Annotated in this window: 24 protein-coding genes; 22 read left to right on the top strand and 2 right to left on the bottom strand. The window is 65.1% G+C overall.

Annotation, left to right across the window (positions count from 1 at the left end):
• Positions 1-125: 125 nt before the first annotated feature.
• The 5 genes from argS to R2N03_RS20210 all read left to right on the top strand — a co-directional run bounded on the left by argS (position 126) and on the right by R2N03_RS20210 (position 5,207).
• On the top strand, positions 126-1,928 hold the full coding sequence (argS, locus tag R2N03_RS20230; RefSeq protein ID WP_316659663.1) for an arginine--tRNA ligase: 1,803 nt from the start codon (positions 126-128) through the stop codon (positions 1,926-1,928).
• A gap of 45 nt (positions 1,929-1,973) precedes the next feature.
• Positions 1,974-2,675: an SPOR domain-containing protein gene (locus tag R2N03_RS20225; RefSeq protein ID WP_316659662.1), complete on the top strand. Its 702-nt coding sequence runs from the start codon at positions 1,974-1,976 to the stop codon at positions 2,673-2,675.
• 101 nt (positions 2,676-2,776) lie between these two features.
• Positions 2,777-3,457 carry a thiol:disulfide interchange protein DsbA/DsbL gene (locus R2N03_RS20220; RefSeq protein ID WP_316659661.1) on the top strand — a complete coding sequence of 227 codons (681 nt, stop codon included), beginning with the start codon at positions 2,777-2,779 and terminating at the stop codon, positions 3,455-3,457.
• A 107-nt stretch (positions 3,458-3,564) separates the two neighbouring features.
• Positions 3,565-4,362, top strand: a complete 798-nt coding sequence (locus R2N03_RS20215; protein WP_316659660.1) for an SDR family oxidoreductase — start codon at positions 3,565-3,567, stop codon at positions 4,360-4,362.
• Entirely contained in the window at positions 4,362-5,207 is an 846-nt protein-coding gene (locus R2N03_RS20210) for a helical backbone metal receptor (RefSeq protein WP_316659659.1), read from the top strand. The genes R2N03_RS20215 and R2N03_RS20210 overlap by 1 nt, the downstream gene beginning before the upstream one ends.
• A gap of 72 nt (positions 5,208-5,279) precedes the next feature.
• Here R2N03_RS20210 and R2N03_RS20205 read toward each other — a convergent pair whose 3' ends face one another.
• Positions 5,280-5,666 carry an antibiotic biosynthesis monooxygenase family protein gene (locus R2N03_RS20205; RefSeq protein ID WP_316659658.1) on the bottom strand — a complete coding sequence of 129 codons (387 nt, stop codon included), beginning with the start codon at positions 5,664-5,666 and terminating at the stop codon, positions 5,280-5,282.
• 20 nt (positions 5,667-5,686) lie between these two features.
• Positions 5,687-6,766, bottom strand: a complete 1,080-nt coding sequence (locus R2N03_RS20200) for an MBL fold metallo-hydrolase (RefSeq protein ID WP_316659657.1) — start codon at positions 6,764-6,766, stop codon at positions 5,687-5,689.
• Between the two features lie 157 nt (positions 6,767-6,923).
• Between R2N03_RS20200 and R2N03_RS20195 the strand changes: the two genes are divergently transcribed.
• From R2N03_RS20195 to R2N03_RS20115, 17 genes are all read left to right on the top strand, one after another.
• Positions 6,924-7,421, top strand: coding sequence for a MerR family transcriptional regulator (locus R2N03_RS20195; RefSeq protein ID WP_316659656.1), 498 nt, complete (start codon positions 6,924-6,926; stop codon positions 7,419-7,421).
• Between the two features lie 156 nt (positions 7,422-7,577).
• On the top strand, positions 7,578-8,759 hold the full coding sequence (locus tag R2N03_RS20190) for an isovaleryl-CoA dehydrogenase (protein ID WP_316659655.1): 1,182 nt from the start codon (positions 7,578-7,580) through the stop codon (positions 8,757-8,759).
• A 127-nt stretch (positions 8,760-8,886) separates the two neighbouring features.
• Positions 8,887-10,713 (top strand): bifunctional isocitrate dehydrogenase kinase/phosphatase, encoded by a 1,827-nt coding sequence (gene aceK / locus R2N03_RS20185; protein WP_316659654.1) that lies wholly within the window; start codon positions 8,887-8,889, stop codon positions 10,711-10,713.
• A gap of 21 nt (positions 10,714-10,734) precedes the next feature.
• The gene (gene can / locus R2N03_RS20180) at positions 10,735-11,415 is read left to right on the top strand and encodes a carbonate dehydratase (RefSeq protein ID WP_316659653.1); all 681 of its coding nucleotides are present in this window, start codon (positions 10,735-10,737) and stop codon (positions 11,413-11,415) included.
• Positions 11,416-11,961: 546 nt separating this feature from the next.
• Positions 11,962-13,158 (top strand): acetyl-CoA C-acetyltransferase, encoded by a 1,197-nt coding sequence (locus tag R2N03_RS20175; RefSeq protein WP_316659652.1) that lies wholly within the window; start codon positions 11,962-11,964, stop codon positions 13,156-13,158.
• 16 nt (positions 13,159-13,174) lie between these two features.
• A complete protein-coding gene (locus R2N03_RS20170) occupies positions 13,175-13,888 on the top strand; it encodes an SDR family oxidoreductase (RefSeq protein WP_316659651.1) in 714 nt (237 codons plus the stop codon).
• Between the two features lie 10 nt (positions 13,889-13,898).
• Positions 13,899-15,029 carry an acyl-CoA dehydrogenase family protein gene (locus tag R2N03_RS20165; protein WP_316659650.1) on the top strand — a complete coding sequence of 377 codons (1,131 nt, stop codon included), beginning with the start codon at positions 13,899-13,901 and terminating at the stop codon, positions 15,027-15,029.
• A 41-nt stretch (positions 15,030-15,070) separates the two neighbouring features.
• A complete protein-coding gene (locus R2N03_RS20160; RefSeq protein WP_316659649.1) occupies positions 15,071-15,676 on the top strand; it encodes a 2-hydroxychromene-2-carboxylate isomerase in 606 nt (201 codons plus the stop codon).
• 13 nt (positions 15,677-15,689) lie between these two features.
• Positions 15,690-16,100 (top strand): rhodanese-like domain-containing protein, encoded by a 411-nt coding sequence (locus tag R2N03_RS20155; protein ID WP_316659648.1) that lies wholly within the window; start codon positions 15,690-15,692, stop codon positions 16,098-16,100.
• Positions 16,097-16,786, top strand: a complete 690-nt coding sequence (locus tag R2N03_RS20150; protein ID WP_316659647.1) for an HAD family hydrolase — start codon at positions 16,097-16,099, stop codon at positions 16,784-16,786. Before R2N03_RS20155 ends, R2N03_RS20150 begins: the two co-directional genes overlap by 4 nt.
• Positions 16,783-17,217 (top strand): YchJ family protein, encoded by a 435-nt coding sequence (locus R2N03_RS20145; RefSeq protein ID WP_316659646.1) that lies wholly within the window; start codon positions 16,783-16,785, stop codon positions 17,215-17,217. Before R2N03_RS20150 ends, R2N03_RS20145 begins: the two co-directional genes overlap by 4 nt.
• Before the next feature lie 18 nt (positions 17,218-17,235).
• Positions 17,236-18,843, top strand: coding sequence for a carboxyl transferase domain-containing protein (locus tag R2N03_RS20140; RefSeq protein WP_316659645.1), 1,608 nt, complete (start codon positions 17,236-17,238; stop codon positions 18,841-18,843).
• Positions 18,844-18,871: 28 nt separating this feature from the next.
• On the top strand, positions 18,872-19,798 hold the full coding sequence (locus tag R2N03_RS20135; protein ID WP_316659644.1) for a dienelactone hydrolase family protein: 927 nt from the start codon (positions 18,872-18,874) through the stop codon (positions 19,796-19,798).
• Positions 19,795-20,589: an enoyl-CoA hydratase/isomerase family protein gene (locus tag R2N03_RS20130; RefSeq protein ID WP_316659643.1), complete on the top strand. Its 795-nt coding sequence runs from the start codon at positions 19,795-19,797 to the stop codon at positions 20,587-20,589. The genes R2N03_RS20135 and R2N03_RS20130 overlap by 4 nt, the downstream gene beginning before the upstream one ends.
• Before the next feature lie 43 nt (positions 20,590-20,632).
• Positions 20,633-21,712 (top strand): biotin synthase BioB, encoded by a 1,080-nt coding sequence (gene bioB, locus R2N03_RS20125; RefSeq protein ID WP_316659642.1) that lies wholly within the window; start codon positions 20,633-20,635, stop codon positions 21,710-21,712.
• Between the two features lie 728 nt (positions 21,713-22,440).
• Positions 22,441-24,465, top strand: coding sequence for an acetyl/propionyl/methylcrotonyl-CoA carboxylase subunit alpha (locus tag R2N03_RS20120; protein ID WP_316659641.1), 2,025 nt, complete (start codon positions 22,441-22,443; stop codon positions 24,463-24,465).
• A gap of 109 nt (positions 24,466-24,574) precedes the next feature.
• The gene (locus tag R2N03_RS20115) at positions 24,575-25,516 is read left to right on the top strand and encodes a 2-hydroxyacid dehydrogenase (protein WP_316659640.1); all 942 of its coding nucleotides are present in this window, start codon (positions 24,575-24,577) and stop codon (positions 25,514-25,516) included.

The raw sequence follows: 25,516 nt of genomic DNA, 5'->3' as shown, positions 1-25,516 counted from the left end.
GGGCTGATACCTCTAGGACAGCGGCTCACCTGATAAAATTTCGTACTTTTCCCTGAACAACGCAACTGGCCGCGCCGGAACTGGATTTGAGTCCGTTTCAGCACTGCCGGCGTCATGGTTTCTTTATGCTGCCCTCCCACAAACAGACGATCGCCCAATTGTTGTCCGACGCCGTCGGCTCCCTGCTGCCCGAGGGCCAAGCCCGACCGGAGATCGTCCTGGAGCGCCCCAAGCAGGCCGCGCATGGCGACATCGCCTGCAACGTCGCGCTGCAGCTCGCCAAGCCGCTGGGCATCAATCCGCGTGAACTGGCCGGCAAGATCGCCGACGCGATCCGCGCCGATGCGCGCGGCCAGCGATTGGTCTCGGCCGTAGAAATCGCCGGGCCGGGGTTCATCAACCTCCGCCTGTCGCCGGCTGCGCGCGCCGACGTCATTGCCGCCGTGTTTGCCGAAGCCGACCGATTCGGCGCCGCCAATACGCATGACGGTGCACCGGTCCTGGTGGAATTCGTCTCGGCCAACCCGACGGGCCCGCTGCACGTCGGCCATGGCCGGCAGGCGGCGCTGGGCGACGCCCTTGCAAGCCTGCTCGACTGGCAGGGCCACAAGGTCCACCGCGAGTTCTATTACAACGACGCCGGCGTCCAGATCCACAACCTGGCCGTCTCCGTCCAGGCCCGCGCGCGCGGCTTCAAACCGGGCGACGCCAACTGGCCCGAGGCCGCCTACAACGGCGACTACATTGCCGACATCGCCGCCGACTACCTCGCCGGCAAGACCGTATGCGCCTCCGATGGCGAACCCGTGACGGGCGAGCGCGATGTGGAGAACATCGAAGCCATCCGCCGCTTTGCCGTCACGTATCTGCGCAACGAGCAGGACATCGACCTGCAAGCGTTCGGCGTGAAGTTCGACCGTTACTACCTGGAATCGTCGCTCTACACCGAAGGCAAGGTTCAGCAGACGGTGGACGCACTCGTCGCTGCCGGCAAGACGTACGAGCAGGAAGGCGCGCTGTGGCTGCGCACGACCGACGACGGCGACGACAAGGACCGCGTCATGCGCAAGTCCGACGGCGCCTACACGTACTTCGTGCCCGACGTTGCGTACCACACGACCAAGTGGGGACGCGGCTTCACGCAAGTCATCAACGTGCAGGGCAGCGACCACCACGGCACCATCGCCCGCGTGCGCGCCGGCCTGCAGGGCCTGAACATCGGCATCCCGAAGGGCTATCCGGACTACGTCCTGCACAAGATGGTCACGGTGATGAAGGACGGCGCCGAGGTCAAGATTTCCAAGCGCGCCGGCTCGTACGTGACCGTGCGCGACCTGATCGAGTGGTCCAACGGTGACGCCGAGAGCGAAGCCGGCGTCGACACCATCCGCGCCTGCGTGGACGCCGGTGAGCCGAACTGGCCCGCGCGCTTCACGCGTGGCCGCGACGCCGTGCGCTTCTTCCTGCTGTCGCGCAAGGCCGATACCGAATTCGTCTTCGATGTGGATCTGGCGCTGAAGCAGAGCGACGAGAACCCGGTGTACTACGTGCAATACGCCCACGCGCGCATCTGCTCGGTGTTCGAGCAGTGGGCGCAGCGCGAGGGCGGTGATGCCGCGTCGCTGAGCCGCGCCGACCTCGCAGCGGTCACTGGACCGGATGCCAGCCCGCAGGCCATCGCCCTGGTGCAGCGTCTGGCCGCCTTCCCCGACATGCTGGCCGACGCCGCACGCGAGCTGGCGCCGCATGCCGTGGCCTTCTATCTGCGTGATCTCGCAGGGGACTTCCACGCGTTTTACAACGCCGACCGCGTGCTCGTCGACGACGACGCCGTCAAGCGCGCCCGCCTCGCGCTGCTGGCTGCAACACGCCAGGTCCTGCGCAACGGGCTGGCCGTCATCGGCGTATCGGCACCGCAAAAGATGTAAAGCCACGCGGCGCTCTTATAATCGGGCGCTTCTAGAAGGATCGACATGGCACGCAATACGCAATCTTTCCGCGCCCGCTCGCAGTGGGGCGGCACGTTTCTGGGTCTGGTGCTCGGCCTGATCGTCGGTTTGGCGATCGCCGTGGTGGTGGCGGTGTACATCACCAAGGCGCCAGTGCCGTTTGTGTCGCGCAACGGCGCCCAGCCCAAGCCGAGCGAGGCAGGCAACGTGGTCAACCCGCTGCCGGCGCCCGCGCCGAACGCGCCCCAGGCCAGCGCCCCGCAGACGGATCCGAATGCGCCGCTGTGGAGTCACGTGCCGCCCAAACCGGTCGATCAGCCGGATGCCAACAACCCGCCGCCGGGCATCACGATCCGTCCGGCGCAACCCGGTTCGGCTCCCCAGCCGGCCAGCACGCCGGCGGCTAAGCCCGGCAAGCCTGCCACGACGCCTGCCGAGAAGCCCGTGGCCGACCCGATCGCCGAAATCGCGCGCCAGGATGCCGCAAAGACGGGCTATTTCCTGCAAGTTGGCGCTTACAAATCGGCCGAGGACGCTGATCGGCAGAAGGGCAATCTGGCCATGCAGGGTTTTGAAGCCAAGGTGACCCAGCGCGAAGTGAACGGCGCCACCATGTACCGCGTGCGTCTCGGGCCGTACAACACGCTGGACGAGATGACCGCCGTGCGCAGCCGCCTGCAGGCGTCGGGCGTGGAATCGTCCGTCATCCGCTTCGCCCGCCAGTGATGTGAAATTTCACCGGCGCCGCCAGAACCCGACGGGCTGGCGCCGGTCAGAAGCCTGAGGATCGGGTTGCCGATCGCCCTACGCTCCACTTCCATCCCACCATGAAAAAACTTGCCGCTCTCCTGATTGCACTCGCCACCGGCGCCGGCCTGATGATGACTGCACCGGCCCAGGCCCAACCCGTGGCCGGCACGGATTACAAAGTGCTCCAACCAGCACAACCCGTTCCCGCAGGCAAGATCGAAGTCACCGAGTTCTTCGGGTACTGGTGCCCGCACTGCAACCACTTCGAGAGCACCTGGGAAGCCTGGAGCGCCAAGCAAGGCAAGGACGTCGCCATCAAGCACGTGCCCGTCGCCTTCAACAATGACGCCCGCCTGGTCCCGTACTCGCGCATTTATTACTCGCTCGAAGCCATGGGCAAGCTCAACGCCAAGAGCAGCAAGGGCATGTCGATGCATGCCCGCATCTTCGACGCCATCCACGGCGCAGACCACCTGAACGTGGGCCGCGACAAGGACCAGCAGGAACGGATCATCGGTGATTTCATCGCCAAGGAAGGCATCGACCGCAAAGCATTCATGGACGTGTACAACTCGTTCGGCGTGAACTCCAACGTGATGCGCGCCAGCCAGCTGACCGAGCAGTACCGCATCGAAGGCGTGCCGACCGTCGTGGTCCAGGGTAAATACGTGGTCTCGCCCGACGAGGCTGGCGGTTACGTGAACACCATGAAGACGCTCGACTACCTCGTCCAGCAGATCCGCGCCGGCAAGATGTAAGGGCACCGGCCGCGCCGACGCTCAGCCGTGCGCCATCGCCCAGGCAACGCCCGCCTTCGTGCGGGCGTTTTCATGTGTTGTTCCCCACCACGCCAAGCGACACCCCCATGAGCCAAATCGTCTTTATCACCGGCGCCTCCAGCGGCATCGGCCGGGCACTGGCGCGACAGTATGCTGCGCAAGGCGCCACGCTCGCGCTCGTCGCCCGGCGTGTCGACGTGCTCGACGACTTCGTACGAACCCTGCCGGCCGCCATCCAGGGCCGCTGTCATTGCTTTGCGGCCGACGTGCGCAGCGCGCAGTCGATGCGCGAGGCGGCGCAGGCCTGCATCGCCAGGGCGGGCGTTCCTGACGTCGTCATCGCCAATGCCGGCATCTCGGTCGGCACCGACCTGCGGGAACCCGGCGACCTGGCCGCTTTCTCCGCCGTCATGGACACCAACTGGATGGGCACGCTCAACACCTTCCAGCCGTTTGTCGCGCCGATGCTGGCACGGAGCAAACCGGGCCGCCCGGGTGGAACGCTGGTCGGCATTGCCAGCGTGGCGGGCGTGCGCGGGTTGCCTGGCGCGGCGGCATACAGTGCATCGAAATCGGCGGTGATCAAGCTGATGGAGAGCCTGCGCGTGGAACTTGGCCCGCGCGGCCTGCGCGTGGTGACGATTGCCCCAGGCTATATCCGCACGCCGATGACGGAGCACAACCCCTATCCGATGCCGTTCCTGATGCCGGTGGACCGCTTTGCACAGAAAGCCGCGCACGCCATCGAACGCGGCGTGCGCTTCACGGTGCTGCCTTGGCAGATGGGCATCGTGGCCAAATTGCTGCACGTGCTGCCGCGCTGGCTGTATGACCTCGCGTTCGCGCGCGCGCCGCGCAAACCCCGCAAGCCTGAGATTTCGTGATGATGCTGACCGACGCGCAGGGCCACGTTCACCGCCCTGTCGACACCACGCCGCGCATCGCAAGCCTGGTGCCTTCGATTACCGATCTGCTGTTTTCGCTCGATCTGGGCGACCAGCTCGTCGCCCGCACCGGCTTTTGCATCCACCCCCGCGACGCGGTGCGCAGCGTCCCCAAGGTGGGCGGCACCAAGACCGTCAAGCTCGACAGGCTGCGTGAACTGGCGCCCACGCACGTCATCGTCAATATCGACGAGAACACCCTGGAGACGGCCGACAAGCTGCGCGCGTTTGTCCCCAACGTCATCGTCACGCACCCGTGCGCCCCCGAAGACAACCTCGCGCTGTACCAACTGCTGGGCGGCATCTTTCGCCGCGAGGCCGAAGCCCAGAGGCTGACAGATGCGCTCACGCACGAGCTTGACGCACTGCGCGGCCGCCACTTCCTGCCGCACCGCGTGCTGTACGCCATCTGGCAAGACCCGTGGATGACGGTATCGCGCGACACGTATATCTCGCGCATGCTCAAGCTCATCAACTGCCACACGTGGCCGGAAGACGCCGCACCCGTGCAGTGCGGCGTGGAAAAGAGCGGCGACTGCGCGCGTCCCAACCGCCCGGATACGCGCTACCCCACCTTCCGCTGGAGCGACGATGTCGTGCGCAGCATCGACTGCGTGCTGCTCTCCACCGAGCCCTACAGCTTTACCGAAGAACACGCTGATGCGCTGGAAAAGCAGATCGGCAAGCCGGTCTACCTCGTCGATGGGGAAATGGTCTCGTGGTATGGCAGCCGGGCGATCGAAGGCGTGCGTTACCTGGGCCAGTTCGCGCGTGAACTGCGGTGAGCCCTGTGCGAACCACGCAAGAAAAAACCCGCCATCTGGCGGGTTCTTTCATTGAGGGTGCACGCGCACTCGTCAGCGCACAAACCCGTAGTCGTACTCCACCTTGGCGATGCGCAGGTGGTACGCCGCATACCAGCGGTCGCGCCCCATCTTCTGCGCGATCAGGTGGTCAGTCTGGTTCTTCCACTCACGGATGGCCTCCAGCGAAGACCAGTACGACACGGTAATGCCCGGCCGCCCCTGTGCGCCTGCCAGTTCATCCCGCACGGATTCGATGCCCAGGAAACCCGGCATGCCGCGCGCCAGTTCCACCATGCGATCGGCCATGGCGCCGTAGCCGTTGTCGCCGTCGGTGCGCGTGGAGGCGAAGATCACCGCGTAGTAAGGCGCGGCGGGAGTCTGCGCCGGAAACGGCAGGATGGCGGCGGTGTCGTCGAGAACGTCTTGCTGGTCTGCCATGGCGGGATCCGTTGAGAGCGTTATGCGGTTGCGCGGAATCGAACGATACCGTCTGCGCCGGTTTCGCGCACCAATTCTGCGCGATGCCACAGCGCGTGCAGGTGGGCCAGCGCCTCGCCCATCGCGAAGGTCATCTGGTGCACGTCGAACTGGCGCTTGAAGATGACGTCGACGATGTCGCGAGCGGACTGCGGCGTGCGCCGGCAGGCAGCCAGCGTGTCGTCCAGGCGATCGGCATGGTGCTCGCGCAGTTGGCGGATGCGCGTATGCAGGCCTCGGAAGGGTCGCCCGTGCGAAGGCAGGATCAGCACGTTTTCAGGCAGCGGCTCGTACTTGCCGAGCGATTCGAGATACAGCCTCAGCGGATCGGCCTCGGGCTCGAGGTCGAACACGCTCACGTTGGTGGAAATGCGCGGCAAGACCATGTCGCCGGAGATCAGCACATTGGCATCCTCGCTGTAGAGCGCGACATGTTCGGGCGCGTGGCCGAAGCCGGTGATGACGCGCCAGGTGTGAGGGCCGATGGTGACGACGTCGCCGTCCATCAGGCGGCGGTAATGACCGGGGACGCTGGGCACGAGGGTGCTGTAGTAATCCTTGCGGTTGCGGATGCGCTCAATGGCATCTTCGTCCACCAGGCCATGTCGGGCAAAGTGGCTCGCGGCAAACTCGCCGCCCGCATTCGAGGCACCGGTGCCCCCCACCAGCATGCGTGCGAAGGCGTAGTCGCCCAGGCTCATCCACAGGCGCACATTCCAGCGTTTTTCGTCACCGCCCTCGCACAGCCAGCTCGACAGCCCGACGTGGTCCGGATGGCAATGCGTGACCAGCACGCGCAGCACGGGCAGGCCGTCGAGGTGGTTCGCGAAGATGGCTTCCCAATAGCCGCGAATGGCCTCGTGGTTGATACCGCAGTCGACGATCGTCCAGCCTTCCTGCCCGTCCTGCCGATCCCGCAGCAGCCAGAGGTTGATGTGGTCCAGCGCGAACGGCAGCGGCATGCGCAGCCAGTACATGCCGGGCGCGACTTCATACCGCGTGCCGCCTTCGGGCAGGGTGTCGCCAAACGGGTAGTCGAGTTGGTGTTCGAGCGCGTTCATGTGGGTCGTCTTGGTCGCTGCCTGAGGGCAGTCTGTGCGATTGCGGTTTGACGCCATTGACGCTAACGTTAACGTCAATCTGCCGCCGGTCTTCCATCTTAAGCGAAAACGGAATACCGCTGCCCGGCGCTCCCGCCATCACACCGTTACCCGCCGTATGCCCGCCTCCACTTCGTCTGCCACCGCCGCGCTTGCCGCCGATCTTGAATCCGGCGCCGCCGGCGAACAGGCCGACGCCAGCTTCACCATCACCGATCTCGCGCGCGAATTCGACATCACGCCGCGTGCGATCCGCTTCTATGAAGACCAGGGCCTGCTGGCGCCCGACCGACAGGGCCCCGGCGGGCGCCGCCGCGTGTATTCCGCCCGCGAGCGCACGCGCCTGAAGCTGACCTTGCGCGGCAAGCGGCTGGGCCTGTCGCTGGGCGAGATCAAGGAGATCCTCGATCTGTACGAATCGCCGCGCGATACGGTGCCGCAGCTCGAGCGCTTCCTGGCCTCGCTGGCACAGCACCGGGCCGTGCTCACGCAGCAACTGGACGACCTGAACGCCCAACTGGCCGAAATCGACCAGCACGAGCGCCAATGCCGCCATTTGCTGGACGAGGCCCGCGCTGGCAGCGCCAAGCAGCCGAAGCGACGCAAGGCCGCCTGATTCCGCAAAGGTACCGAGTTGACGTTTACGTAAACGTCAATACAATACGCAGCACCGTTCCGGCGCCGGAGCGCGTGCCCAATGCGATGCACGTCACGACGCCGAGCCTGTTACCCAGACACATCAGCGGCCCGAGCCGCGCCCAAGGAGACCACCATGATTGAACTGCCCGGCCTGAAATTCGACTTGGGCGACGACATCGAGATGCTGCGTTCGGCCGTGCGCGACTGGGCGCAGACCGAGCTGGCACCGCGTGCGGGAGACATCGACCGTACCGACCAGTTCCCGATGGACGCCTGGCGCAAGATGGGCGAACTGGGTGTGCTCGGCATCACCGTGGCCGAGGAGTACGGCGGCGCCAACATGGGGTATCTGGCGCACATGATCGCCATGGAAGAAATCAGCCGGGCGTCGGCGTCGGTCGGCCTGTCGTATGGCGCGCACTCGAACCTGTGCGTGAACCAGATCCATCGCAACGGCACGGCGGCCCAGAAGGCCAGGTACCTGCCCAAGCTGGTGTCCGGCGAGTGGGTGGGCGCCCTGGCGATGAGCGAACCGAATGCCGGCTCCGACGTCGTCAGCATGAAGCTGCGCGCGGAGCTCAAGGGCGACCGCTACGTGCTCAACGGCACCAAGATGTGGATCACCAATGGCCCCGACTGCGACGTGCTGGTCGTCTACGCCAAGACCGAGCCGGAACTGGGCGCGCGCGGCATGACGGCATTCATCGTCGAAAAGGGCATGAAGGGCTTCTCGGTGGCGCAGAAGCTGGACAAGCTTGGCATGCGCGGCTCCCACACGGGCGAGCTGGTATTCGAGAACGTGGAAGTGCCGGTGGAGAACATCCTCGGCCAGGAAAACGGCGGCACCAAGGTGCTGATGAGCGGGCTGGACTACGAGCGCGCCGTGCTCTCCGGCGGCCCGGTCGGCATCATGCAGGCGTGCATGGACGTGGTCACGCCGTACATCCACGACCGCAAGCAGTTCGGCCAGAGCATTGGCGAGTTCCAGCTCATCCAGGGCAAGATGGCCGACATGTACACCACGCTGCAGGCGTGCCGCGCATACCTTTACACGGTCGGCAAGAACCTCGACTCGCTGGGCCGCGACCACGTGCGCCAGGTGCGCAAGGACTGCGCGGGCGTCATTCTCTACACCGCCGAAAAAGCCACCTGGATGGCCGGCGAGGCGATCCAGATCCTGGGTGGCAACGGTTACATCAATGAGTACCCGGTCGGCCGCCTCTGGCGCGATGCGAAGCTGTACGAGATCGGCGCCGGCACGTCGGAAATCCGCCGCATGCTGATCGGCCGGGAGCTGTACGCCGAAACGATGTAATTGACGGGAACCGGGGACCCTAGGCGAAACGGATAAGGAGCGAATGCAGGACAGCGAAGCCCATACAATCTAGCTTGTTGCCGCTCGCTATCGCTTGTTTTGGCCCCCTCACCTGCCGCGCACGCCCATGTCCCATTTCCCCAAGCTGCTCTCGTCGCAAATCGCCTTTGACGTCGCCCGTACGATGCTCGACGGCTTCGACAAGCACTACCGCTTGTTCCGAGAAGTCAGCGTGCAGGCCAAGACGGCGTTCGAGACAGGGGACTGGGCCGGCCTGCAGCAGTTACAGCGCGACCGCATCGCCTACTACGACGAGCGCGTACGTGAAGCGTCGGTCATTCTCGAAGACGAGTACGACGCCGAGAACATCGACGACGAGATCTGGCGCCAGATCAAGCTGCACTTCATCGGCCTGCTGACCAACCACCACCAGCCCGAGTGCGCCGAGACCTTCTTCAACTCGGTGTGTACGCGCATCCTGCATCGCTCGTACTTCAACAACGACTTCATCTTCGTGCGGCCGGCCATCTCGACGGAGTACATCGAGAACGAAGAATCCCCGACCAAGCCGACCTACCGCGCCTACTATCCTGGCTCGCGCGAAGGCCTGGGCGACTGCTTCGAGCGCATCGTGCACAACTTCCAGCTCGATGCACCATTCGAGGACCTGGGCCGCGACATCGGCTACCTGATGCGTGCCGTGGAAGAACACTTCGGCGATTTCCGCATCGCGCCAAATTTCCAGATCCACGTGCTGTCGTCGCTGTTCTTCCGCAACACGGCGGCGTACATCATCGGGCGTGTGATCAATGGCGACAGGACATACCCGCTGGCGGTACCGATCATGCGCAACGCCGACGGTCAACTGCGTCTCGACACCGTATTGCTGCACACGGAACAGTTGATGATCCTGTTCTCGTTCACGCATTCGTACTTCATGGTGGACATGGAGATTCCGTCCGCCTACGTGACGTTCCTGCGTGACCTGATGCCGCGCAAGCCGCGCGCCGAGATCTACACCTCGCTTGGCCTGCAGAAGCAGGGCAAAAACCTCTTCTACCGCGACTTCCTGCACCACCTGCAGCACTCGTCGGACAAGTTCATCATCGCGCCCGGCATCCGGGGCCTCGTGATGCTGGTGTTCACGCTGCCCTCGTACCCGTACGTCTTCAAGGTCATCAAGGACACCTTCCCGCCGCCCAAGGAAACCACGCGCGAGCAGATCAAGGGCAAGTACCAGCTCGTCAAGCGGCACGACCGCGTGGGCCGCATGGCCGATACGCTCGAGTATTCCGACGTGGCCTTCCCGCTCTCGCGCTTTGATGAGGACCTCATCAAGGAACTGGAAAAGCATGCGCCGTCGATGGTCGAGTACCAGCGCGCCGAAGACGGCAGCGACGAGATCGTCATCCGCCACGTTTATATCGAGCGCCGCATGACGCCGCTGAACATCTGGCTGCACGAAGGCACAGACGCGCAAGTCGAGCACGGCATCATCGAATACGGCAACGCCATCAAGGAACTGATCGCGGCAAACATCTTCCCCGGCGACATGCTGTACAAGAACTTTGGCGTGACGCGCCACGGCCGCGTGGTCTTCTATGACTACGACGAGATCGAATACCTCACCGACTGCAACATCCGCCACGTGCCACAGCCGCGCAATGAAGAGGAAGAAATGTCCGGCGAGGTCTGGTACAGCGTGGGCCCGCACGACATCTTCCCCGAGACGTACCGCACCTTCCTGCTGGGCGACGCCCGCGTGCGCGAGGCCTTCCTCAAGCACCACGCGGATTTTTTCGATCCGGCCATGTGGCAGGCATACAAGGACCGCCTGCTCTCCGGACAGACGCACGACTTCTACGCATATGACGCGAGCGAACGCTTCGTCAATCGATACGGCGCCGGTGCACAGACCACCGCAGCAACACCGCTGCGGCGCGTCGCCGCCTAACCCTCTACACGACGGAACACCATGCCGCATCGCATCAAGGAACTCTTCGACAACAACCGGAAGTGGGTCGACCGCGTCAACGCCGAAGACCCCGCTTTCTTCTCGCATCTGGCCAACCAGCAGAATCCGGAATACCTCTGGATCGGCTGTTCTGACTCGCGCGTGCCCGCGAACCAGATCATCGGCCTGCCGCCAGGCGAGGTGTTCGTCCATCGCAATATTGCCAACGTGGTGGTGCACTCCGACCTGAACTGCCTGTCGGTGCTGCAGTTTGCGGTGGAGGTGCTGAAGATCCGCCACATCACGGTGGTGGGCCACTACGGCTGCTCGGGCGTGAAGGCCGCGCTGACCAAGCAGCGCTTCGGGCTGGCGGATAACTGGATTCGTCACGTGCGCGACGTGGCGGAGCAGCATGACGCGTATCTCGGCACCGTGATCCGCGAGCAGGATCAGCATGACCGGCTGTGCGAGCTGAACGTGATCCACCAGGTCAACAACGTGTGCCTGACGACGATCGTGCAGGACGCGTGGGATCGCGGTCAGCCGCTGACGGTGCATGGGTGGATTTACGGCGTGAAGGACGGGATGTTGCGCAACCTCGGCATGGCGGCGAGTTCCAATGAGGAACTGCATGCCCAGCTTGCCGATGCCTGGTTGAACTACGGCAAGGATGGGAGTGTGCCGAGTCCGGTGGGGTTTTGAATTTTGGGGTCTGTTTGGTTTTTTGTTGGTGGTGCATCCCTTGTTTCATCCCCTGCCGGGGCTGACTCACTTTCTTTGTCTTGCCAAAGAAAGTAAGCAAAGAAAGGCGCGCCATCTAGGGCTCCAACGGCTAAACCATCGACCACGAGTGCAGTAGAAGACGGCAGCACGGCGCGAAGCAAAGCGAGCAACACTGCAACAAACAAGAGCCACTCGGGCCCGCACACCAACGGTTCGGCCGTTGACGTACCTGCCCTGGATGGCGCCTTGCATTTTTGTAAGCGGGCGGAAGAAAGATGGGGAACTGTCTGAGCGCAGCGAGTTTTCCTCATCTCCGACCGGTTACGAAAATTCAAGGAGGGGGTCGCCATCTTGGGCGCGCCTGTCTTTTGCCTGCTTTTCTTTGGTGAGACAAAGAAAAGTAGGTCGTGCCCGGCAGGGTACGAAATAGGGGTGAACCACCAACAACAACCCCAACAGCGAGAGACACACAAACCCTGCACTAACAGTGCAGAACATGTCGCAAGCACTCATCAGGAGATCGCAATGTCCGACCGCATCATCATCGCCTCCGCCGCCCGTACACCGATGGGCGCCTTCCAGGGCGAACTCGCCAGCCTCACCGCACCGCAACTCGGCGCCACCGCCATCCGTGCGGCCGTGGAGCGCGCAGGACTGAAGCCCGAGCAGATCGAAGAAGTCATCATGGGTTGCGTGCTGCCTGCCGGCCAGGGCCAGGCGCCGGCCCGCCAGGCTGCGCTCGGCGCGGGCCTGCCGCTGTCGGTCGGCTGCACCACCGTCAACAAGATGTGCGGTTCGGGCATGCGCGCCGCCATGAATGCGTACGACGCGCTGCTCGCAGGGTCGCTGGACGTTGTGGTCGCGGGCGGCATGGAAAGCATGACCAACGCGCCGTACCTGATCCCGAAAGGCCGCGGCGGCTACCGCATCGGCCACGGCATGATCTATGACCACATGATGCTCGACGGCCTGGAAGACGCCTACGAGCGTGACGAAAAAGGCGGGGGCCGCGCCATGGGCACCTTCGGCGAGGACTGCGCCAAGAAGTACGGCTTCACGCGAGAGGCACAAGACCACTTCGCGATGACCTCCGTGCGCCGCGCGCAGCAGGCGACCGAGTCTGGCGCCTTCCGCTGGGAAATCGCCCCCGTCACCGTCTCGAGCAAAGCCGGCGACACCGTCATCGACACCGATGAAGGGCCGCGCCGCATCAAGGTCGACAAGATCCCCTCGCTCAAGCCCGCCTTCAAGAAAGACGGCACGGTGACGGCCGCTTCGTCCTCGTCGATCAACGATGGTGCGGCCGCGCTGGTGATGATGCGCGAGTCGACTGCCAAGCAACTCGGCATCACCCCGCTGGCGGTGATGCTGGGCCACACCACGCACGCGCAGGCGCCGGGCTGGTTCACCACGGCGCCGGTCACGGCCATCGACAAGCTGTTCAAGAAGCTTGGCTGGAACGCCGACAATGTCGACCTGTTCGAGATCAACGAGGCGTTTGCCGTGGTGCCGATGGCTGCCATGCACGACCTGCACATCCCGCACGACAAGGTGAACGTGAACGGCGGCGCCTGTGCGCTGGGGCATCCGATCGGCGCCTCTGGGGCGCGCCTGATCGCGACGCTGCTCGGTGCGCTGCGCCATCGTGGCGGCAAGCGCGGCGTGGCAAGCCTGTGCATCGGCGGCGGCGAGGCCACGGCCGTGGGCATTGAACTCTATTGAACGGAAGGCGCGCACGATGACGAACACAACGTCCCGTCGGACCCGCACCGCGCTCATCCTGGGCGCGTCGCGCGGCATCGGTCTGGAGACCGTCAAGCAGTACCGCGCGGATGGGTGGCGTGTAATCGCCACCGTGCGCACGCAAGACGCCGCCCAGGCGCTGCAGGCACTGGGCGCCGAGACCCACGTGCTGGACCTGACCGACGCCAACGCCGTCGCCGGCCTCGCGTGGAAGCTCGACGGCGAAGCACTGGACGTGGCGATCTACGTGGCGGGCATCTACGGCCCGCGCACGCAGGGTGCCACGCCCGTCAGCCAGGCCGACTTCGATGCCGTGATGCACACCAACGTGTGGGGCCCGATGAGCGTGCTGCCTGCGGTGCTGCCGATGGTGGAAGCCGGACGCAATGACGCAGACGAACCTGGCGGCGTGCTCGCCGTCATCTCCAGCCGCATGGGCAGCATTGGCGACATGACAGGCAACGGCGGCTGGCTGTATCGCGCCAGCAAGGCGGCGGTGAACGCGGTGCTGCGCGGGGTGTCGATCGATACCAAGAACGCCACGTGCCTGACCTTCCACCCCGGCTGGGTACAGACCGACATGGGCGGCGCGGGCGCGGCCATCACGGCGCAGGAAAGCGTGGCCGGTATCCGCCGCGTGATTGCCGGCGCCACGCGTGCCGACAACGGCGGGTTCCGCAACTACGACGGCAGCGTCATTGAATGGTGAGGCCGGAACGATGCTGCTGACCCAAGAGCAAGAGATGATTCGCGACGCCATCCGCACCTTCGTGCGTGAGGCGATCACCCCGCACGCCGCCGCATGGGACCGCGATGCAACGTTCCCGCAAGACGTGCACCGCCAACTGGGCGAACTGGGCGCCTATGGCGTGGCCGTGCCGGAAGAACTGGGCGGTGCGGGGCTCGACTACCTGTCGCTGGCGTTGATCCTGGAAGAGATTGCCGCGGGCGACGGCGGCACCTCCACCGTCATCAGCGTGAACAACTGCCCCGTGTGCAGCATGCTGATGGCGTTTGCGAACGACGCGCAGAAGCAGCAGTGGCTCGTGCCGCTGGCGCGCGGCGAGATGCTGGGCGCGTTCTGCCTGACCGAGCCGCACGTCGGCTCCGACGCATCGGCGCTGCGCACCACGGCCGTGCGCGATGGCGACCACTGGGTCCTGAACGGCGTGAAGCAGTTCATCACCAGCGGCAAGCATGCCGACGTGGCGATCGTCATGGCCGTGACCGACAAGGCCGCAGGCAAGCGCGGCATCAGCGCATTCCTGGTGCCGACCAACACGCCGGGCTACATCGTCGCGCGGCTCGAGGACAAGCTCGGCCAGCACTCGTCCGACACGGCGCAGATCGTGTTTGAAGATTGCCGCATCCCCGCCGATTGCCTGCTGGGTGAAGAAGGCGCGGGCTACAAGATGGCGCTGTCCGGGCTGGAAGGCGGGCGCATCGGCATTGCCGCGCAGAGCGTTGGCATGGCGCGTGCGGCCTTTGAAGCCGCGCTGGCGTACGCCAAGGAGCGCGAGAGTTTCGGCCAGCCGCTGTTTGCGCACCAAGCCGTGCAGTTTCGCCTGGCCGACATGGCCACACGCGTGGACGTAGCACGACAGATGGTCTGGCATGCCGCCAGCCTGAAAGACGCCGGTCTGCCGTGCCTGAAAGAGGCGGCCATGGCCAAGCTCAATGCCAGTGAGATGGCCGAGCGCGTCTGCTCCGATGCCATCCAGGTCTTCGGCGGCTACGGCTACGTCAGCGACTTTCCGGTGGAGCGCATCTACCGTGACGTGCGCGTGTGTCAGATCTACGAAGGCACGAGCGATATCCAGAAGATCTTGATTGCCCGCGCGCTGGCGTAGGCATGTTTGGGGAAGCGGCAGCACAACAAGGGGAGCACATCATGAACGGGGCCATCGATTTCTACTTCGACTTCTCATCGCCGTACGGCTACTTCGCCAGCACGCGCGTGGAAGAACTCGCCCAGCGGTACAACCGGGCGACGGCGTGGCATCCGATCCTGCTGGGGGTTGTGTTCAAGACCACCGGCGGTTCCCCGCTGCCGCAGGTGCCGCTCAAGGGCGATTACGCATGGCGCGATTTCGAGCGCACGGCACGCTTCAACGGCATTGAATACCGCAAGCCGACGCACTTCCCGCTGCCCACGCAATACGCGGCCCGCGCCATGCTGTGGGTGCACGATCATCACGGCGGCGACCGCGCCATCGACTTTGCGCGTGCTGTCTATCGCGGGCTGTTCGTTGACGACGTCAATATCGGCGAACCGACCGAGGTGATGAAGATTGCCGACGCGATGGGCATCGACGGTGCCGCGCTCAACGCAGGCGCCAACAGCCAGCAGATCAAGGACCAGCTCAAGGCCGAGATCGACCTGGCCATGTCGCGTGGCGTGTTCGGCTCGCCCTACGTGATTGTCGACGGCGAGGCGTTCTGGGGTTTTGATCGATTCGACCAGATCGAAGCGCTGCTGCGCGACGGTCGTGTCTGAGGAGCGTACCGCCGTGACCATGAAAAAGGGATTCCGCGCATTGGTTGACCAGGCCATGTCCGAAGTGCGCACGCTTTCGGTGGACGAGGCACGCGCGCTCCTCGACGATCCGGACGTGCAGTTCGTCGATGTGCGCGACATCCGTGAGCTCGAGCGCGAAGGCGTGATCCCCAGCGCCCTGCATGCGCCGCGCGGCATGCTGGAATTCTGGGTCGACCCGGAATCGCCGTATCACAAGCCCGCCTTTGCAGCCGACAAGACGTTCGTCTTCTTCTGCGCGGCAGGCTGGCGCAGCGCGCTGGCCACCAAGACCGTGCAGGACATGGGGCTGGACCGCGTGGCGCATATCGAGGGCGGCTTCACCGCCTGGAAGGCAGCCGGCGCGCCGGTTGCCGCTTACGAAAAACCAACGAAGAAAGCATGACTGCAGTCCCTCAATCGGCGCGCCCGCACCCCCGTTTCGACGCCATCCTGTTCGATTGCGACGGCGTGCTCGTCGACAGCGAACCCCTCGTCAACCGCCTGATCTGGCAGATGCTGAACGAACTCGGCATCGGCATCAGCCTGGAAGATTCGATCAAGCGTTTTCTCGGCAAGGCCATCCGCGAAGAGCTTGACGCCATTGCCGAGATGCGCGGCGCGCCGCTGCCACCAAACTGGCTTTCCACCTTTCACGCACGCCGCAACGCACTGCTGGAAGCCGAAGTCGAAGCGGTGCCGTACATTGCGCATGCCATCGATGCGCTGTCGACGCTGGGCCTGCCGATGGCCGTGGCCTCCGGCGCCGATCGCATGAAGGTGGAGTTGCAGTTGAACCGCACGGGCCTCATCCACCGCTTCCAGCCGACGGATGCCCGCATCTTCTCGGCCACCGAAGTCGCGCGCAGCAAGCCCGCACCCGACGTGTACCTGCTCGCTGCAAGCCGGCTGGGCGTTGCGCCCGCCCGCTGTGTGGTGATCGAAGACAGCCCCACGGGCGTCACGGCCGGACACGCCGCGGGCATGACCGTGCTGGCCTACGCGGGCCGCAACGCGCCCGGCCCGCTCATTGCCGCCGGCGCGACGCGCACCTTTACTGACATGCGCCACTTGCCGGAGCTGCTGGCGTGAGCCCACGCCAGGCCATCGGCCAGACTGAGGCCTGCCCCTGCGGCGGTGGTGCCTACGCGCGCTGCTGCGGTCCGCTGCATACGGGCGAAGCGGTGCCAGCCACCGCCGAGCAACTGATGCGTTCTCGTTACAGCGCCTACGTATTGGGCGACACCGCGTACCTTCGCCGTACGTGGCATCCGTCCACCTGCCCTGCCGATCTGGAGACAAGCGAGGCGGCCGCGCCCGCTACGCGCTGGCTCGGCCTGGACATCAAGCGCCACGTCGCGCAAGACGCCACGCACGCGACGGTGGAGTTCGTCGCGCGCTACAAGGTGGGCGGCCGCGCGCATCGCCTGCACGAAATCAGCCGCTTCGTCCGCCTGGACGCGAGCGGTGCCGAATCCCCCGAAGGCCGTTGGCTGTACGTCGACGGCACCTTCCCTGACTGACCCCATCGCACTTCCGCCATGCCGACGCTAGAGACCAAGCTGAACCCCCGTGCCGAAGACTTCAAGGCCAACGCCGATGCCATGCGCGCGCTCGTCGCCGACCTGCGCGACAAGGTCGCCCGCATCGCCGAGGGCGGTGGCGAAAGCGCTCGCGCCAAGCACCTCGCACGCGGCAAGCTGCTGCCGCGCGACCGCGTGCAGCAACTGCTCGACCCCGGCACGCCGTTCCTGGAGTTCTCGCAACTGGCGGCGTACGGCATGTACGACGACGCGGCACCGGGCGCCGGCATCATCACCGGCATCGGCCGCATCTCTGGGCAGGAATGCGTGATCGTCTGCAACGACGCCACGGTCAAGGGCGGCACGTATTACCCGATGACCGTGAAGAAGCATCTGCGCGCGCAGGAAATTGCCGAGCAGAACCACCTGCCCTGCGTGTACCTCGTCGATTCGGGCGGCGCCAACCTGCCGAACCAGGACGACGTGTTTCCCGATCGCGATCACTTCGGCCGCATCTTTTACAACCAGGCCAACCTGTCGTCGAAGGGCATTCCGCAGATCGCAGTGGTGATGGGCTCGTGCACGGCCGGCGGTGCGTATGTGCCCGCCATGAGCGACGAATCGATCATCGTCAAGGAACAGGGCACGATCTTCCTGGCGGGCCCGCCGCTGGTGAAGGCGGCCACCGGTGAAGTGGTGAGCGCGGAAGACCTCGGCGGCGCCGATGTGCACACGCGGCTGTCCGGCGTGGCGGATTACTTCGCCAACAACGACTCGCACGCGCTGGCACAAGCCCGCAGCATCGTCGCGCACCTGAACCGCCGCAAGCCGGATCAAGTGCAGATTCATGCGCCGGTCGAACCGCGCTACGCGGCCGAAGAACTCTACGGCGTGATCCCGACCGATACGCGCAAGCCGTTCGACGTGCGTGAAGTCATCGCACGCATCGTAGACGATTCCGCCTTTGACGAATTCAAGGTGCGCTACGGCACGACGCTGGTCTGCGGCTTTGCGCGCATCTGGGGTTACCCGGTCGGCATCATCGCCAACAACGGCATCCTGTTTTCGGAGGCGGCGCTCAAGGGCGCGCACTTCATCGAGCTGTGCTGCCAGCGCAAGATCCCGCTGGTGTTCCTGCAGAACATCACCGGCTTCATGGTCGGCCGCAAGTACGAGAACGAAGGCATCGCCAAGAACGGCGCGAAGATGGTGACGGCGGTGGCGACGGCGCAGGTGCCGAAGTTCACGGTCATCATCGGCGGCTCGTTTGGCGCGGGCAACTACGGCATGTGCGGACGTGCGTATTCGCCGCGCTTCCTGTGGATGTGGCCGAACGCGCGCATCTCGGTGATGGGCGGCGAACAGGCCGCCAGCGTGCTCGCCACCGTGCGCCGCGACGGCATCGAAGCCAAGGGCGGCCAGTGGAGCGCGGATGAAGAAGCCGCGTTCAAGGCGCCGATCCGCGACCAATATGAGCGCCAGGGCCACCCCTACTACGCCAGCGCACGCCTGTGGGACGATGGCGTGATCGACCCCGCCGACACGCGCAGCGTGCTGGGCCTCGGGCTGTCGGCCAGCCTGAACGCACCGATCGGCGACATGAACTTCGGCGTGTTCCGCATGTAAGCGGGCCGCCATTGAACAAGGACAAGCAGTGAACAGGACGTACCGGCATGCGTGGAAGCGAGCGTGTGCAGCCCTTGGCTGCGCCGCGCTGCTCACGACTGCCGCGCATGCGCAGGATGCCCAGCCGAACGGCGTGACGGAAAGCGTCGTGGAGGTGCCCAAGTCTGCGGGCATCTTCACCATCAAGCTGGAGACCACGGTCTACAAACCGGCCGGCGACGGGCCATTCCCGCTCATCGTGATCAACCACGGCAAGGCGCATGGCAATCCGGCCTTCCAAAGCCGGGCACGCTACAGCGCGCAAGCCGCTGCGCTCGTCGAACGCGGTTACGTGGTGGCCATCCCGATGCGGCAAGGCTTTTCCCGCTCGGGCGGCGCGTACGTCGGCGGCGGCTGCAATGTCGAGAGCAACGGCCTCGTGCAGACGGAAGATGTTGTTGCCGCACTCGACTACATGACGAGGCAGCCGTATGTGGACCGCGACCGCATCGTCATCATGGGTCAATCGCACGGCGGTTTGACCACGCTGGCGTTTGGCACCATCGTCTACCCGGGCGTGCGCGGCCTGGTGAACTTCGCGGGCGGCCTGCGCAATGACACCTGTGCCGCCTGGGAAGATAACCTCGTGCGCGCCTTCGAGACATACGGACGCCACGCGCACTATCCGTCGCTCTGGTTCTACGGCGACAACGACAGCTACTGGCCCAAGCCGCTGCCTGAGCGCCTGTTCTTTGCCTATACCAGCGCTGGCGGCAAGGCACGGCTGGTGGACTACGGCAACTTCCAGAGCGATTCGCACGGCATGTTCGCAAGCCGCGCCGGTTTGGGGATCTGGTTGCCGCAGGTCGATGCCTTCCTGCGCGAGCTCGGCCTGCCGGCCAGCCCGGTGCACGCCGCCGCCGCGCCGGTCAACGCCACCGGCACACCCGCCGCCCCCCACAAGGACACCCGATGAACACCTTCGAGACACTCGCCTTCGCCCAGCACGGCGCCGTCGCCACGCTCACGCTCAATCGGCCCGACGTGCGCAACGCCTTCAACGAAACCGTCATCGCGGAGCTGACCGGTGCGTTCCGCGCGCTGGCCGATGAGCCCGACGTGCGCGCGATCGTCCTGGCCGGCAACGGCCCCGCCTTCTGCGCAGGCGCCGACCTGAACTGGATGAAGAAGATGGCCGGCTACTCCGATGACGAGAACCGCGCCGACGCCCTGCGCCTGGCCGAAATGCTGCGCGCCATCTATACCTGCCCCAAGCCCGTGATCGCGCGCGTGCAGGGCGACACCTATGCCGGCGGCGTTGGCCTGGTCGCCGCGTGCGACATCGTCGTCGCCGTCGACACGGCCAACTTCTGCCTGTCGGAAGCGAAGCTCGGGCTGATCCCGGCCACCATCAGCCCATACGTGATCCGCGCACTGGGCGAACAGGCATCGCGCCGCTACTTCATCACTGCCGAGCGTTTCTCCGCCGCAGAGGCGCATCGCCTCGGCCTCGTCCATGAGCTGGTGAGCGCAGACGCCCTCGACGCCAAGGTGGGCGACATCACCGCCGCACTCGTCGCCAACAGCCCGAACGCCGTGCGCGAGAGCAAGCGCCTCGTGCGCGAGGTGTCTGGCGCTGCGGTCAATGACGCACTGCTGGCCGACACCGCTGAACGCATCGCCGCCATTCGCGCCTCGGAAGAAGGCCGCGAAGGCGTGCAGAGTTTCCTGGGCAAGCGCAAGCCGAACTGGCTGCTGCCGGCCTGATCCGCATAACAACGACACCACGCATCACTTGAAGGAAGTCCTCATGCAATCCACTCCGCTCAACTTCGTTCCGAACGCCGCCAAGGCGCCCGTCACGCCGGGCCAGGCGCCCGACGCGCGCTGGAGCCGCGAAGCCATCGAAGCGCTGTTCGCGCTGCCGTTCAACGACCTGCTGTTCCAGGCGCAGCAGGTGCACCGCGCCAACTTTGACGCCAATGCCGTGCAGTTGTCGACGCTGCTGTCCATCAAGACCGGCGGCTGCCCCGAAGATTGCTCGTATTGCCCGCAATCGGCGCGCTACGACACCGGTGTCGAGGCTGAAAAACTGATGCCGATCGACGAAGTGCTGGAAGCCGCATCGCGCGCCAAGCAAAACGGCGCAAGCCGCTTCTGCATGGGCGCCGCGTGGCGCAACCCGAAGCCGCATCAGCTCGATGCCGTGGCCGACATGGTGCGCGGCGTGAAGGCGATGGGGCTGGAGACCTGCGTGACGCTCGGCATGCTCAAGCAGGAACAGGCCGCGCAGTTGAAGGAAGCGGGTCTGGATTACTACAACCACAACCTCGACACCGCGCCCGAGTTCTACGGCGAGATCATCACCACGCGCACGTACCAGGACCGCCTCGACACGCTCGAGCATGTGCGTGATGCCGGCATCAACGTGTGCTGCGGCGGCATCGTCGGCCTGGGGGAATCGGTGCACGAGCGTGCAGGCCTGATCGCCGAGCTGGCGAACATGGAGCCGTATCCGGACTCGGTGCCCATCAACAATCTCGTGAAGGTCGAGGGTACGCCGCTGGCGGGCAACGAAGAACTGGACCCGTTTGATTTCGTGCGCACGATTGCCGTGGCGCGCATCACGATGCCCAAGGCGATGGTGCGGCTCTCCGCTGGCCGTGAGGCGATGGACGACGCGCTGCAGGCGCTGTGCTTCATGGCGGGAGCCAACTCGATCTTCTATGGCGAGAAACTGCTGACGACGGATAACCCGGAGGCGGATGCTGACCGCAAGCTGCTGGCGCGGTTGGGGATGCGGGTGGAGGTGCAGGATCACATGCACCATGAATCGCATGCGGGGGGGCAGTCTTCGCATTGTCATATCGACATTACGCCGGCGGACTGATGCTTTTGATGGGAGGTGGTTTTTGTTTTTGTTTTTGTGTTGGTGGTCTGCCTCCCTTTCGTCCCCTGCCGGGGCCGACTCACTTTCTTTGTCTTGCCAAAGAAAGTAAGCAAAGAAAGGCGCGCCCGAGATGGCGAAGGATTCCTTGAATTTATGTCGCAGAGAGGGAGGGGAGGCAAACTCGCTTCGCTCAGACAGGCCTCCCCTCTTTTTCCTCTCTGCAACAGAAATTCAAGGCGCCATCTAGGGCATCAACGGCCACACCATCGCAGTGCAAACGCAGTGGTAGGTACGCGGCAAGACGCGGGGCTAAGCAAACGGCAACACAGCAACACAGCAACAAGCAACAAGCAACAAGCAACAAGCAACAAGCAACAAGCAACAAGCAAGAGCCTGACAGAGCATGCACACCAACGGTTTGGCCGTTGACGTTCCTGCCCTAGATGGCGCCTTGAATTTTCGTAAGCGGGCGGAAACAAGACGGGAAACTGTTTGAGCGCAGCGAGTTTTTCCCGTCTCCGCCCGGTTACGAAAATTCAAGGGATGGGTCGCCATCTCGGGCGCGCCTTTCTTTTGCTTACTTTTCTTTGGCAAGACAAAGAAAAGTGAGTCGTGCCCGGCAGGGTACGAAACAGGGATGGACCAAAACCGCCCGCCCCGGCAGGGGATGAAACAAGGGATGCACCACAAGTGCAAAAGATGCAGAGAACACCGGAGACACACCAAAAATGATCACCAAGCTCCTCATTGCCAACCGAGGCGAAATCGCCTGCCGGGTCGCCGCCACCTGCCGCAAGCTCGGCATCCGTACGGTCGCGGTCTACTCCGATGCCGACGCCAACGCCCGCCACGTCGCGGCCTGCGACGAAGCCATCCACATCGGTGAGCCCGCCGCCCGCGACAGCTACCTGCGCGCCGATCGCATCCTCGAAGCCGCGCGCGCCACGGGCGCGCAAGCCGTCCACCCCGGCTACGGCTTCCTCTCGGAGAACGAAGCCTTCGCCAAGGCCTGCGCAGACGCCGGCATCATCTTCGTCGGCCCGCCGGCCTCAGCCATCGAGGCGATGGGCAGCAAGAGCGCGGCCAAGGCGCTGATGGAAACGGCGGGCGTGCCGCTCGTGCCCGGCTACCACGGTGACAACCAGGACGCCGCATTCCTGCGCACGCAGGCTGATCGCATCGGCTATCCCGTGCTCATCAAGGCGAGTGCGGGCGGCGGCGGCAAGGGCATGCGCGTGGTGGAATCGGGCGATGCGTTCGAAGCCTCGCTGGCTTCCGTCAAGCGTGAGGCATCTTCGAGCTTCGGAGATGACCGCGTGCTGATCGAGAAGTACCTCACGCGCCCGCGCCATATCGAAATCCAGGTGTTTGCCGACAGCTTCGGCGGCGCCGTCTACCTGTTCGAGCGCGACTGCTCCGTGCAGCGCCGCCACCAGAAGGTGCTGGAAGAAGCCCCCGCCCCCGGCATGACGCTGGACCGCCGCCGCGCGATGGGCGAGGCCGCCGTGGCCGCCGCGCGCGCCGTGGGCTACGTGGGCGCCGGCACGGTCGAATTCATCGTCGATGAAGACGGCACGTTCTACTTCATGGAGATGAACACGCGCCTGCAGGTCGAGCACCCGGTCACCGAAATGATCACCGGCGAAGACCTCGTCGAATGGCAATTGCGCGTCGCCTCTGGCGAGCCGCTGCCGCGCGCGCAGGACGAACTGCACATTCACGGTCACGCGCTCGAAGCACGCATCTACGCAGAAAACCCCGACCGCGATTTCCTGCCCTCCATCGGCACGTTGAAGGTGCTGCGTACGCCGGCTGCGGTGGAATTTACCGTGGGCGCGCAAGCCAATGGCGAACCCGCCGCCGTGCGCATCGACGCGGGTGTGCGCGAGGGCGACGCCATCAGCCCTTACTACGACCCGATGATCGCCAAGCTGATCGTCTGGGGCCGTGACCGTGACGAAGCGCTCGCGCGCATGCTGCAGGCGCTGGGCAGCTTCCACCTGGTGGGGCTGTCGTCCAACGTGGCCTTCCTGCGCCGCCTTGTCGCATCGAAGCCGTTTGCGACCGCCGATCTGGATACCGGCCTGATCGCCCGCAATCACGACACGCTGTTCCCGGCAGCGCCGGACGTGCCGCAAGACGCCATCGCCCTGGCTGTGGCTGCGCTGCTCGCCCGCGAGGCGCGCAGCCTGCGCACCGACACGCGCGATCCGCATTCGCCGTGGGCGCGCGGCAGCGGCTGGCGCCTGAACGGCGCGGCTGAGCGCACGCTGCGCTTCTCGCACGGTGACCAGGCCGTCGACGCCACGCTCGTCTACGGCCGCGACGGCTCACGGCTGAAAGCAGACGGCCATGAAGCGCCCTTCACTTCGCAGCGCCACGCCGACACCTTCACCGTCACGCTGAGCTCGCACAAGGCGACCGGTCAGGTGCATCTCGACGGCGACACGTTCCACGTCTTCACCGGCGGCGCGCATTGGACGCTCGAGCGTCACGACCCGCTCGCCCATGCCGGCGAAGCCGACGACGAAGGCGGCAAGCTGACCGCGCCGATGCCTGGCAAGGTCATCGCCGTGCTGGCCGCGCCGGGGCAGACCGTCACCAAGGGCGCGCCGCTCGTCGTCATGGAAGCCATGAAGATGGAGCACACGCTCACCGCACCCGCCGACGGCGTCGTCGAATCGGTGCTGTATGGCGTGGGCGATCAGGTGACGGAGGGTGTGCAGTTGCTGGCGTTCAAGCCGGCTGAATGACGGCCGAATGACGCCTGGATGAGACCCAAGCGGGGCCGCCACACGCCTTGGCGGCCCCTGCTACACTGCTTGACGTATACGTCAACTACCCGCACTGAAGTCGCCCCACATGCACATCCAGATCTACACGCCCGACGGCAAGCCCCAACCCTGGCTCGATGGTTTTGCGCAGGCACTGCCCGAGGCGCGGCTGTCGGTGTGGGAGCAAGGTGCGGCGCAGGATGCTGACTACGCCGTGGTGTGGCAACCGCCCGCCGACATGCTGCGCGATCGCCGCGACCTGCGCGCAGTGTTCAACCTCGGTGCGGGCGTCGATGCGATCCTGGGCCTGCGCGCGCAATCGCCCAATGCGATTCCCGCAGGCCTGCAGATCGTCCGGCTGGACGACGCCGGCATGGCCGCGCAGATGGGCGAATACGTCACGCATGCCGTGCTGCGCTTCTTCCGCCGGCTCGATGAATACGAGCGCCAGCAGCAAGCGAAGATGTGGCGCTTCCTCAAGCCGTTCAACCGCGACGAATTCGTCGTCGGCGTGCTCGGCATGGGCGTGCTCGGCACGCACATCGCCAAGACGCTGGCAGGCTTCGGCTTTCCGGTGCGCGGCTGGAGCCGCTCTGCCAAGCACGTCGATGGCGTCGATTGCCGCGCGGGCAGCGAGGCACTGCCGGGTTTTCTCGCCGGCACGCGGGTGCTGGTGAACGTGCTGCCGCTGACGGCCGACACCGAAAACGTGATCGACGCGAAACTGCTGGCTCAACTCGCGTCGGGCGCGTTCGTCGTCAACGTGGCACGCGGCAAGCATCTGGTGGAAGACGACCTGCTGGCCGCTGTGCGCAGCGGGCATGTTGCAGGCGCCGCGCTCGACGTGTTCCGCACCGAGCCGCTGCCGGCCGACCACCCTTTCTGGACCGAACCGCGCATCCACATCACGCCGCACATTTCGGCGTTGACGCTGCGCGAGGTCAGCATTGCCCAGATCGCGCGCAAGATCCGCGCGCTGGAAGCGGGCGAGCCGATTGCCGGCATCGTCGATCTGCAACGAGGTTATTGA

This window comes from Ralstonia condita, from assembly GCF_958405655.1.
Taxonomy (GTDB): domain Bacteria; phylum Pseudomonadota; class Gammaproteobacteria; order Burkholderiales; family Burkholderiaceae; genus Ralstonia; species Ralstonia condita.
Note: the sequence above shows the minus strand (reverse complement) of the source record. Positions and strands in the feature narration are given on the sequence as shown.

Coding starts and splice junctions, on each gene's coding strand:
- R2N03_RS20140 (WP_316659645.1), top strand. CDS start 17,236: ATGCCGACGCTAGAGACCAAGCTGAACCCCCGTGCCGAAGACTTCAAG.
- R2N03_RS20170 (WP_316659651.1), top strand. CDS start 13,175: ATGACGAACACAACGTCCCGTCGGACCCGCACCGCGCTCATCCTGGGC.
- R2N03_RS20225 (WP_316659662.1), top strand. CDS start 1,974: ATGGCACGCAATACGCAATCTTTCCGCGCCCGCTCGCAGTGGGGCGGC.
- R2N03_RS20130 (WP_316659643.1), top strand. CDS start 19,795: ATGAACACCTTCGAGACACTCGCCTTCGCCCAGCACGGCGCCGTCGCC.
- R2N03_RS20175 (WP_316659652.1), top strand. CDS start 11,962: ATGTCCGACCGCATCATCATCGCCTCCGCCGCCCGTACACCGATGGGC.
- R2N03_RS20165 (WP_316659650.1), top strand. CDS start 13,899: ATGCTGCTGACCCAAGAGCAAGAGATGATTCGCGACGCCATCCGCACC.
- aceK (WP_316659654.1), top strand. CDS start 8,887: ATGTCCCATTTCCCCAAGCTGCTCTCGTCGCAAATCGCCTTTGACGTC.
- R2N03_RS20220 (WP_316659661.1), top strand. CDS start 2,777: ATGAAAAAACTTGCCGCTCTCCTGATTGCACTCGCCACCGGCGCCGGC.
- R2N03_RS20210 (WP_316659659.1), top strand. CDS start 4,362: ATGATGCTGACCGACGCGCAGGGCCACGTTCACCGCCCTGTCGACACC.
- R2N03_RS20200 (WP_316659657.1), bottom strand. CDS start 6,766: ATGAACGCGCTCGAACACCAACTCGACTACCCGTTTGGCGACACCCTG.
- R2N03_RS20120 (WP_316659641.1), top strand. CDS start 22,441: ATGATCACCAAGCTCCTCATTGCCAACCGAGGCGAAATCGCCTGCCGG.
- R2N03_RS20160 (WP_316659649.1), top strand. CDS start 15,071: ATGAACGGGGCCATCGATTTCTACTTCGACTTCTCATCGCCGTACGGC.
- R2N03_RS20150 (WP_316659647.1), top strand. CDS start 16,097: ATGACTGCAGTCCCTCAATCGGCGCGCCCGCACCCCCGTTTCGACGCC.
- bioB (WP_316659642.1), top strand. CDS start 20,633: ATGCAATCCACTCCGCTCAACTTCGTTCCGAACGCCGCCAAGGCGCCC.
- can (WP_316659653.1), top strand. CDS start 10,735: ATGCCGCATCGCATCAAGGAACTCTTCGACAACAACCGGAAGTGGGTC.
- R2N03_RS20195 (WP_316659656.1), top strand. CDS start 6,924: ATGCCCGCCTCCACTTCGTCTGCCACCGCCGCGCTTGCCGCCGATCTT.
- argS (WP_316659663.1), top strand. CDS start 126: ATGCTGCCCTCCCACAAACAGACGATCGCCCAATTGTTGTCCGACGCC.
- R2N03_RS20215 (WP_316659660.1), top strand. CDS start 3,565: ATGAGCCAAATCGTCTTTATCACCGGCGCCTCCAGCGGCATCGGCCGG.
- R2N03_RS20205 (WP_316659658.1), bottom strand. CDS start 5,666: ATGGCAGACCAGCAAGACGTTCTCGACGACACCGCCGCCATCCTGCCG.
- R2N03_RS20115 (WP_316659640.1), top strand. CDS start 24,575: ATGCACATCCAGATCTACACGCCCGACGGCAAGCCCCAACCCTGGCTC.
- R2N03_RS20190 (WP_316659655.1), top strand. CDS start 7,578: ATGATTGAACTGCCCGGCCTGAAATTCGACTTGGGCGACGACATCGAG.